This window comes from Actinotignum sp. usb-actsch-rep-73, from assembly GCF_059082735.1.
In genome coordinates this window covers 1-12916 of sequence record NZ_JBHNPV010000064.1, presented here as the reverse complement: position 1 = coordinate 12916, position 12916 = coordinate 1, and the positions used below count along the sequence as shown (strand labels likewise).

Sequence of the window (12916 nt, the reverse complement as noted above, 5' to 3'; positions counted from 1 at the left end):
GAGCGATGACCGACGATTCCGTAACTCTCCGTGAAGCCCTGCAGGCTGTTGCTCCAGGCACAGACCTCCGCGAGGGACTTGAACGCATTAAGCGTTCGCACACAGGGGCGTTGATCGTGCTCGGATACACGCCTGAAATTGAAGCCATGTGTTCGGGCGGCTTCGATCTCGATATTCCTTTCAGCGCCTCGCGTCTTCGCGAACTCTGCAAGATGGACGGCGCTGTCATCTTGGACAAAAACAACTGGCAGATCCGAAAGGCGAACGTCCAGCTACTTCCAGACCCGTCGATTCCGACGGAAGAATCCGGTATGCGCCACCGCACGGCTCAGCGTACCGCCCGCCAAACACACTTGCCTGTCCTGTCACTCTCGGCGTCGATGCGCATGATTTCCATCTACGTTGGACCTCATCACCACTTGGTTGAAGAGCCTGAATCTCTGCTGGCACGCGCAAACCTGGCCGTCGACACATTGGACCGCTACTCGCAGCGTCTTGACGAGGTCCTCCAGACTCTGACCGTTCTTGAGATGCGCGATTCTGCGACCGTTCGTGATGTCGCAACCGTTATGCAGCGCATGGAAATGATCCGCAGGATCACATCCGAAATTAATGGTTATCTTGAAGAACTCGGTTCGGAAGGTCGACTACTTGCGCTGCAGCTTGATGATCTGATCCGAGGCTCCGCATCCGAACGTGCGCTGGTGATGCGCGATTACATTCGCGATCAAGCAAATGTTGCTTCGGTCGAAAAGCATCTGTCGGATATGCCCAGTGAAAAGCTCGTCGACCTGGCAGTAATCGCTAACGTTCTTGGCCTGTCCGTCTTTGAGGTCGCTGACCTCGACCGTGAGATCCAACCTCGTGGTATTCGTTCGCTGTCGTTGGTTCCGCATCTTCCGTGGAGCGTCATCAAAGAACTGACCACCCACTGGGATTCATTCGCATCTCTACGTGGAGCTTCCGTGGACGAACTCCAGAGCATCGAAGGAATCGGCCCCTACCGCGCACGCTTGATTCGCGACAGTTTGGAACACCAAGCCCAGGTTGCCGCAAACGGAATTGTCGGCTGGTAATTCTTCGAATTGAGCACTACTCCAAACTGCATAAGCCCTCTGGCGAAGTAACTGTTGAACCGACAGACTTTTCACCTTCAGTTCATTCTGCGAGGTTTTCTCAGGCTCGACGATCCTGCTGAGCCCTACGCAGCAGGATCCGGTTCGGGGGCAATCACAACAAACGCACTCTTATCCGTTACCGAGCGAGCTCCCACATACAGCTGAGCGTTATAGGTTCCCGCAGCGGCAACCGGTGCCGAACTGGTTTCTTCCCCCTCAGCAAGCTCAACGCATCCGCCTAAGTGATGACGCCCATCCCACGTGATACTGGTAGCCCATTCAAGGTCAGGGGCCAATACCAGCTTCGTCGCCGTCTCATCGAACGCAGAACACTGCGCTGAATCATAAATCAGCTGGTCACCACTGGTGATCTTGAGTGAAACCTGCCCGAAGGTTGTCCAGCAGGAAATATTTCCCTCATTTTTCACGATAACACTGACTTCCTCGCCAGCGCCCTCGTTCGTATCCGTCGTCGATGCCTGATACTTAATCGCGGCCGAAGTACAGCGAGGGATCGTCACCGAATCATCGGCAGCAATAATCCCATCCTTGGTGACCTTATCGGTTGAGCGAAGACGAATCTCACCATCACCAGATTGCACCGTCTCTTCGGTGTATACCGAAATCGACTGAGGTCCTTCCACCTGCTTCTTCGTTGCATCCGTTGCCATCATGACGAGCGAATAGATGCCCCACCCAAGCAGAGCAATAATCAGAAGAAGACCCGTGCCCGTGATGATACGTCGCGGCCAGAGATTCACTTTTTTCACGCGCTTCTTCGCAGGCTGAGGCCGAGGTGCTGTGGAAGATGAGCCCATCGCCGAATTCCTCCTTATGAAGTAAAAGCAGGCAAAAACGTGTGGTTCGTCGAATCAGGCGGGGCTGACATTCGGGCTGTGATGCTCCGGATCATCGTCAGCATCGATGACGCACCAGCGTTCAACGATAACCGCACACACGCACCAAATGATTCCCGCAACGGCGCTCAACCCAGAAATCACAGCATTGGCAACCATTGCTGGAGCCCCAATACGTGCCATCGAAATGAGCATGAGAGCGATAAGCGTACCCGTGACGATTGATGAAACATACGCGCTGGCGCGGGCTGCCACGGCGATACGCAACGCATTGAGCGCGTTCACCCAGGTTTTACGGTGAGCAAGATAGCGCTTCACATGAATACCCGACCAGATCAGCATGAGCGCAAGGAAAAGTTCAAGCACCATGATCATCGGAGTGACTTCAAGTGGAGTGCCACCCATGATGACAACACCCATTCCGATCACGCCCACCAAGAGCAACGCAATGATTGCGTACCCAATCAGACGAGGTAACGAAACGGGTTTCATTCACTCACCCTGATCTTTAGTCAGTGGAATGTGTCCAGTTGAAGAGGGACGAACCACAAGCTTGCGGATGATCGATGTCTTCGTTACTTCAGAGTCATCGATCGGACCGCGAAGCGCATCTGCCGGTAGCTGAGGATCAACGATTGAACGTCGCTGAACGGCCCCAGATGACGAAAGAGCATCGACGGGGCTTGGTTCGTCAACAATACGTACCTCACGATGAGCGAAATCCCAACTCGGAAGAGCACGTGACATCGGCCGAACCTCACCCTTGCGAGCGTTTTCAGGCACACGATCTTCGGTCGGGTTCAGTTCTTGGGCTTCGTCACGCGGGAACAGTGGGAACCACTTCAGTGAGCGTCCAAACCCCTGCAGACGATGGGAAGACGTCGACTTGGAAACAGGTTCTGACTCCCGGCCAGCCTCTTCACCCGCTGATGTTTCTTCGTCGTCATGAACGTCTGCATCAGCATCCGCAACAGATTCTTCCTGCGCATCCACGTTAGGAGGAATAGAAGCCTCGTCGCTCATCTCGACGGGCGATTCCGATTCTGTTTCGTTCCCTTCGACCAAGTTGTCCTGATCAAGCATCACCGGATTATCAACGTCCAGCTCAGGCACCTCGACGATATCGCCAGATTCTTCCTGGTACTGAGTGTCAGCTTCGTCCTGCTCAGCAACGGTTTCTAAGGCCTCGTCGGCCCGGCTCAGCGACCACTTGGCCCACAACGCGTTCCAGAGTTTGTCATCTGCTCCCTTATCCGGTTGCAGATTCACGCGAGAGATAGCCGGCATACGGTCAAGACGAGTCTCTTCACCTTCAAGAGTCGGAGGAGCAGCTAACGCGACCGACAGATCCGACAGATCCAAGTCATACAAGCTCGGAACACGTGGCGTCTGAGACTCAGCATCAACGCCAACAGCAGAGTCCTGCCGAAGCTCAGACTCCGATTCAGGCATCGCGTCAGCCGAACGTGTCTCTTCGAGATCCACAATCGAAGAGACACGAGCAGACGAAGTAGCATTCAGACACTCATCCGACTCAGCGATCACGGACGCTGGGTCCATCAGCCAATCTTCAACCGCGTCAATGATGCCATCTTTGTCCGAGGCATCGTTGAAAAGCTTTTCAACTTCCACCCCATCAAGCTGGGCCGAAGAATCAGCCATCAGCCAAGGAGCGAGAACAAAAGCACGAGAATGCGCGCGAATATGCGGAAGAACAAGCACGCCATCGTCGTATGAAATACCCGCGTAATCGACAATGTCAATGTCCAGCGTGCGCGCACCCCAGTGCTCGCTACGTTCGCGCCCAGCTGCGTCCTCAAGTTCGTGGGCAACGTCGAGGACCTCGCGCGGGGTCAAATCTGTATCAACCAGTACGACAGCATTCCAGTAGTCACTCTGCGGCTCCTGGTTCTCGTTCAAAACAGGAAGTGTGCGTAGGATCGGCGATACGTTCACAACGTCGAAACGCGCATCATCAATCAACGCTTCGATTGCCGAAGCGAAGGTTGACGGCACGTCACCAATATTTCCGCCCAATGCCAAGACCACTCGGACGGGCGATGCCGGACAATCCTCACCCTGATCGGCTACCTCGTCTACCTCGGAATCAAGGGCAAGGACAGGAACCAAAGCCGAAGGTCGCGGCGAAGAAGAATCCGTGTCCACGACAGACGCCGATTCGCTCAGGTTCGCGAGCCGATCATCATCGGCCATATCACCGCCAGTAGCGACTGAGCCGGGGTGGCCGGCCTCGTCGATAAAGGAACGATCCCGGGCAGAATCTGACACGCCAGCTGACGCGGACACATCAGGAGACGAAGATGCAGATGACGGCACAGCAAGCGGAACCTGCCCGCGACGAACCGTCACCGACACATCCACAAATGGCTGTTCAAGCGGGGCCTGGGGCTTGTGAACCGTCACTTCAACGCCGAGGACGTGAGCCAAGCGCAAAAGACGCCTCGCAATCGCATTGCCGAGGGTCTCGATCAGCTTCACGGAGGGACCTGAAACAATCGACGTGATTTCATCCGCGACCAGCGCATACGACACAGTGTCGGCGATATCATCTGACGATGAGGAAGCGGACGTATCCACCCACAGGGCACAGTCGACGATAAACGGCTGGGGCGCGTCATGCTCGAAGTCAAATACACCGTGAGCAGCCTCAACGTGCAGACCACGCAAAGTGATGACGTCAAGCGGCGAGCTCATCGCGTTTCCTCATTTCCTTCACGCATCATGGCAACATTCAAGCCAACGTTGTGAACGCGAACCGCCCACACACTGTTACGCATGCACGTCACACTGATCCGACCAGTTTCTTCGTCCATGTCCCGCCCAGTCGCTTTGATGAAACGCTTACGGGACGCGCCGATAAGAATAGGGTAGCCCAGTGCGGTCAGTTCCCCTAGAGAACGCACAATCTGCCAGCATTGTTCGTTCGTCAGCGAGAATCCGAGACCGGGATCAATGACAATTGCATCGCCACTCACGCCGGCATCCAGAGCCAGATCAACCTGGTGCATCAGACGCTCCGACAGTGTTGCCATCAAGTCGGAGCCGTAGTCGAAGTGTTCACCAGGCATTCCGGGAAGCGCACGATAGTGCTGAAGAATGAAACCTGCCTTCGTATCCGCAACAACCGAGAGCATCTGCGGATCCCAGCCACCACCGGACACATCGTTAATGATCAGCGCCCCAGCTTCCATGGCACGCACCGCGCTCACAGCGTGCAACGTATCAACCGAGCAAACGATCCCATCTTCAGCCAGCGATGAAACGACGGGACCAATGCGTTTCCACTCTTCGTCCGTATCGATCCGCGTTGACCCGGGAGCGGTGGACTCGCCACCAATGTCGACCAGCGTAGCCCCTTCGGCGATCATCTGGTGCGCATGTTCGATCGCGGCATCCACGTGCGCCCATTTCCCGCCGTCTGAAAAAGAGTCGGGAGTGACGTTGAGGATGCCCATGACCAGCGTGTTTTCGCCCCCAAGCGTACGGCCATCAGGCAGAAGCGGACCGCGGAGATTCACGAACGATCACCTCCAAGGACGAGAGCCATCATCTCAGCGCGTGTCGTTCCGTCATTCATGATTCCGCGCAGTGCACTGGTAACAGTGGAAGACCCGGGCTTCGTGATGCCACGCATGGACATGCACATATGCTCTGCTTCCATAACGACGATGACTCCCTGGGGGCAAAGGACCTCGTCGATGGCGTCCGCGATCTGCGCGGTCAGGCGTTCTTGAACCTGAGGGCGACGCGCGTAGCCTTCGACGACACGTGCGAGCTTCGACAGGCCAGTGACCTTGCCACCGCACGGAATATAACCGACGTGTGCACGACCGTAGAAGGGGAGCAGGTGGTGTTCGCAGATAGAGTGGAAGGTGATGTCGCGGACTAGGACAAGTTCGTCCGTTCCCGCCTCAAACTGAGTACGCAGGTAGTCGCGCGGATCTTCTTCCAAGCCAGAGAGCATTTCACGCCATGCGCGCGCCATCCGTTCAGGAGTACCTGCCATACCTTCGCGCGTCGGGTCCTCGCCGATCGCAATCAGCAGGTCGCGCGACGCTTTTTCCACGCCGGCCGCGTCGTACGCCATCAGTTCTCCCCTGCTTGGCTTTCGTTCGTGGACGAGGCCGGGGCCTCTTCAACACGGTCAGCTTGCTGGGCCGGCGCAGTGGGAGTCTGAGCCGAGGGAATACCCACGGGGTTACCCAAGCGAGCACCTTCAATAGCGGCATCCGCGCCGTAGTTCCAAACGGGGCGCTCATCCTGCTTAACGACATCCTTGAAGATTTCAGCAAGCTGAGCTTCATCCAGGGTCTCTTCGTCCAGTAGGCGCTGGGCAAGGGTGTCCAAGACATCGCGGTTCTTGGTCAGAATCTCCCATGCTTCGCGCATAGCGCCATCCAAGAGTAGGCGAACTTCATCGTCGATGATGCCAGCCATCTCGTTAGAGTAGGGGCGAGCTTCAGAGCCACCGCCGTGACCGAAAGCTTCGGTGTCGGTGGTGCCAAGCTTGACCAGACCCACGCGCTCAGACATACCGTAATCAGTGATCATGGCGCGTGCGGTCTTGGTGGCCTGCTGGATGTCGTTTGCCGGGCCCGTCGACGGATCGCGGAAGATGAGTTCTTCGGCTACGCGACCACCCATTGCGTACACCAGTTCATCGAGGAGCTGGTTGCGCGTGTGGTTGAAGCGGTCTTCGGTCGGCATGACCATGGTGTAGCCGAGCGCGCGACCACGCGGCAGGATCGTCACTTTCGTGACTGGGTCGGTATAGCGCAACGCTGCGGCGCAGAGTGCGTGACCACCCTCGTGGTAGGCGGTAACAGCCTTGTCATGGTCATTCATCACGCGGGTGCGCTTCTGCGGGCCGGCAATCACGCGATCGATTGCTTCGTCAATCGCACGATTGTCGATCAGGTCCGCGTTCGAGCGCGCTGTCAGCAGGGCTGCTTCGTTCAGAACGTTGGCCAAGTCAGCGCCGGTGAAACCAGGGGTGCGCTTCGCGATCTGGCGCAGATCAACGTCGTTGGTCATGGGCTTGCCACCAGCGTGGACCTTCAGGATGGCTTCGCGGCCCTTCAAGTCGGGAGCTTCAACAGCGATCTGACGGTCAAAACGACCCGGGCGAAGAAGAGCCGGATCCAGAATGTCAGGGCGGTTCGTTGCAGCGATCATGATGATGTTCGCACGCTCGTCGAAGCCGTCCATTTCAACCAGCAACTGGTTCAGAGTCTGTTCACGTTCGTCGTTGCCACCGCCAATGCCGGAGCCACGGTGGCGACCAACTGCGTCGATTTCGTCGACGAAGATGATCGCGGGAGCCGCCTTCTTGGCGCGCTCGAACAGGTCGCGAACACGAGATGCACCGACGCCGACGTAGAGTTCCATGAACTCCGAACCGGAGATTGAGAAGAACGGGGCGTGCGCTTCACCTGCGACCGCCTTGGCCAGCAGGGTCTTGCCGGTTCCGGGAGGACCGTAGAGCAGAACACCACGCGGGATGCGTGCACCAACCTTGTGGAACTTGTCAGGCGAAGCCAAGAATTCGCGGATTTCTTCGAGTTCTTCGACGGCCTCGTCTTCTCCGGCAACGTCAGCAAAAGAGATGTCGGGGCGTTCCTGGTTAAATTCCTTTGCCTTGGATTGGGCGAATCCGCCCATCATCCGCGAGCCGGACAATCTGGACATCAAGAACCAGAAGGCGAGCATCAGGATCAGGATGGGGATGACCATCTGTAGGACGGCAGAAATGGCTGACCCCTGGGGACGAATGGCGTTCCATCCCTTTACGGGGGCCTTTTCAGTGACCGTGGTAAGAATCTCTTCGGTCTGGGTGTACGAGTACGTGAAGTAGACGTTCTTACCCAGATTGCGAGTCCTATCCCCCAGGCCGGTGGCCTCGTGTGTGTAGTCCTGCGTCAGCGTCAGGTTGACCTGCTGGGTGCCCTCGTTCAGGACAACGCGTGACACGGTTTCACCCTTGAGGATTTCGAGGCCCTCGGACGTGTCAACTGCGCGCGGTTGGAAGTACTGCCAGAGGAACCATCCACCGATCATGAAAATCATGAAAGGGACGATGATTCCAGTCCAGCGAACTCGCTTCTTCTTTGCCTTTTCAGCCACAAGTTTCCTTTGAAGTAATGCGATAGATCAGTGTGAGTACACGGACGGCTTGAGCGTTCCAACGAACGGCAGATTCCTGTACTTTTCGGCGTAGTCGAGGCCGTATCCGACGACGAATTCATCAGGAATGTCGAAACCGACGTAGGAAACTTCCACGTCAACCTTCATTGCTTCCGGCTTGCGCAGGGCGGTGGCGATCTTCACACTCTTCGCGCCACGCGATTCAAGGTTGGTCTTCAACCACGCAAGGGTCAGGCCGGAGTCGATGATGTCTTCAACGATCAACACGTCGCGACCATTCACATCGTGGTCTAGGTCCTTCAGGATCCGGACAACACCCGACGACTTAGTACCACTGCCATACGAGGACACGGCCATCCAGTCCATTTCCAGCGGAGTGTGCAGTTTGCGTGACAGGTCAGCCATCACCATGACAGCGCCACGAAGGACACCAACCATGAGGATTTCTTTGCCTTGATAATCCGCGTCAATTTGCGCGGCCATTTCGCTCAGGCGCTGGTCAAGCTGCTCTGCCGTGACCAGAATTTCCTGCAGGTCGTCGCCCATATCCTGTGCGTCCACGTCATCTTCTTTCCGTGAATGCGCCCCCAATTCGAGAAGCGCCCTACCATCAAGATTGCCACATGTGCCCGCCTGACGCGATCCATCACGTTCTTTGTCACCTTAGGGCGAACGTGCCACTGAGGTTCGACGCTAGTGAGTGCGAAGAAATGGGACGAGGCTGGCCCCATTTTCTTTATCTTTTAGCCGAAAAATGGCCAGTGAGGGCACCTCAATTTCCTTCTGACCGTGCCAATTCACGACAAGGTTGTCGACGCGATCAATGTGGGTCATAGCGAGCTTTGATTCGTCAGCTCCACATTCGATAAGGAAGCGTCGAATGATGCGGGTTCTGACAGCTTGCGGAAGTGATTTCAAAGGTTCGACTGTAAGAGCCACCGTTTGAGTGTGCGCCTCGGGATACGTGTGGGTGGCCTCGTCGATGGGGGAAAGCGAAACGGGGCGCTCTAGCGTCACTTTCACGCGCGCCCACTCCCTATCAGCCCATTGGTTCAGAGCATCATCGTCACGCGCCACAAGGGTCGCCGTGCGCGCTAGGGCAAGCGCAGGGTCACTACCGAGCGCCTCCCCCAGTATCGGAATCGCACGGTGACGCAGAGCAGATCGGCGAAGAGGAGACCCGTCGGCGGCTTTCCAAGGACCATCGGGATAGTTCGTCGGATCATCAACAAAGCTAACTGCAAGCGCCTGACAGGTAGCGATCGTGTCGGCTCGACGCAGATGTAGCAGGGGACGAATCCACCTGATCCCCTCGCGGTCGGTCGCATCTTGACGCATCGCACGTAGCGAATGTGCTCCCGAGCCTCGTCCCAGGCGCAGGAGAACCGTTTCCGCCTGATCGTCCAATGTATGCCCCAGCAGAATCGGAGCATCGTAGGAACGCGCCACCCGCGCGAGCACCTCACGACGCGCCTCGCGCCCAGCACCTTCAGGACCTCCTTTATCCGCGAGCGCGACCCGCACAACGCGGGAGTCGGCTCCATAGGATCGGGCAAGGTCTCCGACGGTACGTGCCTCGTCAGCTGATTCCGCGCGAACTCCGTGGTCGACAGTCACAGTGACAATGTTGAGTCTCAAGCGGGAGGCACAATCTAGGGCACACAAGGTGAGCGCCAACGAATCGGCGCCACCGGACAAGCCGATGACAACAGCGGAGCCCGGCTGGAATTCCTTCAAACACGCCCAGACGGCACGCGATACTCTGCCGAGTCCGCCACCGGGGTTTGGGCCGATACGCGACGAAAGAGAGGGTGTTTCAGCCAACGCGCATAGTCCACACGTCAGGGTTTGCGCATTCGTGAGCCGAAGGAACGTTCGCTTCGTCTTCAACCAGTCGCGGCAAATGCCCACCGTGGATGATGAATCGAGCAAATTCTTCAATACCGTCACGGCTGGGATTGTCAGGCATATGAGTGTTCTGGTTCTCGTCGGTTGGCTCGTCAACTCCGACGTAGTCAATCAGGGAACGAACAGAGACACGAGGCCCGTGACTGCGCAACCACTCTACCGAGGACAGGTCCTTTGCCGTCAGAGTGTCCATACATGCGTCGACAAGAGCGTCAGCAAGCAGGAGTCGTTCAATGAAAACGTCCAGCCCACCATCCGGTTTCCAGAGGAAGGGAGCGGCGCTCAAGATGACGCCATAGAGACCCGCATGCATATTGACCCACTTACACCATTGGGACTGATCCAAGGAATAGCGGTAGGTGCGTTCCAAAACGTTGGGAGCCAGCAGAACACGCGAGCTGGTTGTCGGATCCCACAGGGCGGTCGCGTGCATTGTGAGCGTGCGGGTAATCCTTGCCCCAGTGACAACATCCATCAGAGATTCGTTGGGCATCGACGTGTCATAGATCCTGGCGACCATTGAGGCGAAGGTATGACGATCAACCACATAGGTCGGCTGATTGACTACACAATCAGCCGCTTCGTCTAGTCCGGTCAACTTGGCAAGCCTGCGATCTGCCCACCCGGTTGCTTTCTTCAGCATCGCAACACACGTATAGGCATTCGACGAGTGAGTCGCCGGGCCAGCATAGGACAAGGCATTCATCACGGACGCCATAGCGGACGCGCCAAAAGGTACCTGCATGCCCCCAAGTCTAAAAGGAAAGTGCTGTCCCGACCTTTTAGTCGGAGAAACGTGCACGGGCGAATAGAGGAAAGGTGGTGCGGGCACACGTCCGGCGTGTCTCAGAGCTACGGCATCACTCCTCAGGGCCACACGGCCTGGCGCGTCAGAGAGCTGCAAGCGCGCCGACGAACTTATCCAACGCGGGACGAGTGTTCGCAGCTGCATCGTCAGGAACGTTCTCCGTGCCGATCACGTAGACCAGCAGTCGCCCGCTGGAGGTCGACACGACGCCAGCGAGGGTCGAAACCGTCGACAGTGAACCAGTCTTGGCCTGTGCGTTTGCCCAGGCGGCAGAGTTGGACATACGACGTGTCATCGTCCCGTCAAGGCCGGACCACGGCAGTGAACGGACCAGGTCAGCCGTGCCACCCGACCCCATAACGGACGATCGGATGACATGTGCCAGCGTGTAGGGGGCTATTCTGTCGTTGCTCGACAGGCCCGAGCAGTCGTCTAGGCGCAGCCCGTCAATAGGATGCCCCGCGTTCGCGACAGTGGTGGCAAGAGTGGCGACCGCTCCTTGGTACGAGGTCTCTTGTCCTGCGGCGGATGCACTCAATCGACAGTATTGGTCGGCAAGCGTGTTGTCAGAGTTGTGAAGCATCCATCTGACCTGTTCAGCGACCGTTGCTGAGTCGATTTCTGCGATCTTCTGCGCCCCTTCGGGGGCAGTGGCAACAGAGCCTAGGGTTGTCGCAATTCCGGCCGAATACAGGGCGTTCGCGAACACCTGCGCGACTTGCGCTTCAGGGTCATCAAAGAAGGAGTAGGCGTCAGGCACTGTCCTGCCAGCATCGATGGCCATCGCCCCAACATGTCCCTCGAACTCACCAACACCCTGAGAAAGCCAGTCTGCGGAATGATCGGGGCCGACAAACGGATCGGCTTGCCAGTAGAGGGTGGTTGCGCTCAACCCAGCTTCGGCCAGCCTCTTCGCGGTTTCGTTTGCCAGATCGACGAGGCCGGCTCGCCCATTGACCTCACTGGCGTTCGAGGGGCCGGCGCCAAGAAGTAGATCCCCATCGGAGGACAGGTAGATGTCTGAGCCTTGAAGCTGAACGCGCGTCTTCAACGTTGAGGAGGGATCAAGGGTATTGAGTGCGGTAAATGCTGTCAGAACTTTTGTGATTGATGCGGGAGTGTGCCCTTGGTTTGCTCCAGCATCCAGCAGAACTGTGCCCGTTTGCGCGTCAAGGACGCTTCCCCATGTCGTGTACTGGCCTTCACTGCCTGCTCGGGTGACAGATGCCCAGGCGGCTGCGACAGCGTCAGGAGATACTTCAGCGCCTTGCGAGAGTGTTGCCGGCGAGAGGGATTGGGGTTGTTCAGCGGGAAATCCAGGAATCGGAGTCGCTTGCACATCTGACGACGTTTGCGCGGCCGACGAGGCACTATCACCAATATCGGCACTGTTGCACGCAGCAAGACCCGCAACTAGGCCTACAGCGCATACAATCACACCAACAGTCCTGTGACGCATGGATCTCCTCGAGGTTAAATACACTGGTTTCAACAGTAGCGTTTCGGGTAGCAGGCAGGCGGTCCGACACCCATAGGGCCGTCTCGATGATGAAGGAGCTCACCATGATGGAATTCGACGTGACCATCGAAATTCCCAAGGGGAATAGAAACAAGTACGAGATCGATCATGAGACCGGGCGTATCCGTCTGGATCGCATGCTCTTCACGTCGACGCGTTATCCGGATGATTACGGTTTTATCGATGACACCCTCGGCGAAGACGGCGACCCGCTTGATGCGCTGGTTCTGCTTGAAGAACCCACGTTCCCCGGTTGTGTGATTCGTTGCCGTGCTCTGGGTATGTTCCGTATGCGCGACGAAAAGGGCGGTGACGACAAGGTTCTGTGTGTCCCCGCATCTGACCAGCGCGCCTCATGGCGTACCGACATCGATGATGTGTCGGAGTTCCACCGCCTTGAAATCCAGCACTTCTTCGAGGTCTACAAGGATCTTGAGCCCGGCAAGAGCGTTGAAGGCGCTCACTGGGTAGGTCGTGAAGACGCCGAAGCTGAAATCCAGCGTTCCTATGATCGCCTCACGGCAGCAGAAGACCACTGACC

The 12916-nt window shown here is 57.1% G+C and carries 12 protein-coding genes; 2 read left to right on the top strand and 10 right to left on the bottom strand.

What is annotated here, in order from left to right:
• The first annotated feature begins 5 nt into the window (after positions 1-5).
• The gene (gene disA, locus AC5RE1_RS04555) at positions 6-1076 is read left to right on the top strand and encodes a DNA integrity scanning diadenylate cyclase DisA (protein WP_006680780.1); all 1071 of its coding nucleotides are present in this window, start codon (positions 6-8) and stop codon (positions 1074-1076) included.
• Positions 1077-1201: 125 nt separating this feature from the next.
• Here disA and AC5RE1_RS04550 read toward each other — a convergent pair whose 3' ends face one another.
• The 10 genes from AC5RE1_RS04550 to AC5RE1_RS04505 all read right to left on the bottom strand — a co-directional run bounded on the left by AC5RE1_RS04550 (position 1202) and on the right by AC5RE1_RS04505 (position 12315).
• Complete coding sequence (locus tag AC5RE1_RS04550) at positions 1202-1936, bottom strand: hypothetical protein (protein ID WP_006680779.1); 735 nt, start codon at positions 1934-1936, stop codon at positions 1202-1204.
• 54 nt (positions 1937-1990) lie between these two features.
• Positions 1991-2467, bottom strand: coding sequence for a DUF3180 domain-containing protein (locus tag AC5RE1_RS04545; RefSeq protein WP_006680778.1), 477 nt, complete (start codon positions 2465-2467; stop codon positions 1991-1993).
• Positions 2468-4690 carry a 2-amino-4-hydroxy-6-hydroxymethyldihydropteridine diphosphokinase gene (folK, locus tag AC5RE1_RS04540; RefSeq protein ID WP_493938414.1) on the bottom strand — a complete coding sequence of 741 codons (2223 nt, stop codon included), beginning with the start codon at positions 4688-4690 and terminating at the stop codon, positions 2468-2470.
• Positions 4687-5514, bottom strand: a complete 828-nt coding sequence (gene folP / locus AC5RE1_RS04535; protein WP_006680776.1) for a dihydropteroate synthase — start codon at positions 5512-5514, stop codon at positions 4687-4689. The genes folK and folP overlap by 4 nt, the downstream gene beginning before the upstream one ends.
• Positions 5511-6083, bottom strand: a complete 573-nt coding sequence (gene folE / locus AC5RE1_RS04530) for a GTP cyclohydrolase I FolE (RefSeq protein ID WP_006680775.1) — start codon at positions 6081-6083, stop codon at positions 5511-5513. Before folE ends, folP begins: the two co-directional genes overlap by 4 nt.
• Entirely contained in the window at positions 6083-8062 is a 1980-nt protein-coding gene (gene ftsH, locus AC5RE1_RS04525; RefSeq protein ID WP_103632698.1) for an ATP-dependent zinc metalloprotease FtsH, read from the bottom strand. The genes folE and ftsH overlap by 1 nt, the downstream gene beginning before the upstream one ends.
• A gap of 84 nt (positions 8063-8146) precedes the next feature.
• Complete coding sequence (hpt, locus tag AC5RE1_RS04520) at positions 8147-8701, bottom strand: hypoxanthine phosphoribosyltransferase (protein ID WP_040318362.1); 555 nt, start codon at positions 8699-8701, stop codon at positions 8147-8149.
• A 132-nt stretch (positions 8702-8833) separates the two neighbouring features.
• Positions 8834-9964, bottom strand: coding sequence for a tRNA lysidine(34) synthetase TilS (gene tilS / locus AC5RE1_RS04515; RefSeq protein WP_181002144.1), 1131 nt, complete (start codon positions 9962-9964; stop codon positions 8834-8836).
• Complete coding sequence (locus tag AC5RE1_RS04510) at positions 9957-10793, bottom strand: hypothetical protein (RefSeq protein ID WP_493938413.1); 837 nt, start codon at positions 10791-10793, stop codon at positions 9957-9959. The genes tilS and AC5RE1_RS04510 overlap by 8 nt, the downstream gene beginning before the upstream one ends.
• Before the next feature lie 145 nt (positions 10794-10938).
• Complete coding sequence (locus AC5RE1_RS04505) at positions 10939-12315, bottom strand: D-alanyl-D-alanine carboxypeptidase/D-alanyl-D-alanine-endopeptidase (protein ID WP_285069513.1); 1377 nt, start codon at positions 12313-12315, stop codon at positions 10939-10941.
• A gap of 107 nt (positions 12316-12422) precedes the next feature.
• On the opposite strand from AC5RE1_RS04505, the gene AC5RE1_RS04500 reads away from it, so the two are divergent.
• Positions 12423-12914: an inorganic diphosphatase gene (locus AC5RE1_RS04500; protein WP_040318497.1), complete on the top strand. Its 492-nt coding sequence runs from the start codon at positions 12423-12425 to the stop codon at positions 12912-12914.
• The last annotated feature ends 2 nt before the right edge of the window (positions 12915-12916 follow it).

Bases quoted from the DNA above. Each gene is read 5' to 3' on its own strand.
- AC5RE1_RS04500 (WP_040318497.1), top strand. From the start codon at position 12,423: ATGGAATTCGACGTGACCATCGAAATTCCCAAGGGGAATAGAAACAAG.
- AC5RE1_RS04550 (WP_006680779.1), bottom strand. From the start codon at position 1,936: ATGGGCTCATCTTCCACAGCACCTCGGCCTCAGCCTGCGAAGAAGCGC.
- folE (WP_006680775.1), bottom strand. From the start codon at position 6,083: ATGGCGTACGACGCGGCCGGCGTGGAAAAAGCGTCGCGCGACCTGCTG.
- AC5RE1_RS04545 (WP_006680778.1), bottom strand. From the start codon at position 2,467: ATGAAACCCGTTTCGTTACCTCGTCTGATTGGGTACGCAATCATTGCG.
- folK (WP_493938414.1), bottom strand. From the start codon at position 4,690: ATGAGCTCGCCGCTTGACGTCATCACTTTGCGTGGTCTGCACGTTGAG.
- AC5RE1_RS04505 (WP_285069513.1), bottom strand. From the start codon at position 12,315: ATGCGTCACAGGACTGTTGGTGTGATTGTATGCGCTGTAGGCCTAGTT.
- ftsH (WP_103632698.1), bottom strand. From the start codon at position 8,062: ATGATTTTCATGATCGGTGGATGGTTCCTCTGGCAGTACTTCCAACCG.
- AC5RE1_RS04510 (WP_493938413.1), bottom strand. From the start codon at position 10,793: ATGCAGGTACCTTTTGGCGCGTCCGCTATGGCGTCCGTGATGAATGCC.
- disA (WP_006680780.1), top strand. From the start codon at position 6: ATGACCGACGATTCCGTAACTCTCCGTGAAGCCCTGCAGGCTGTTGCT.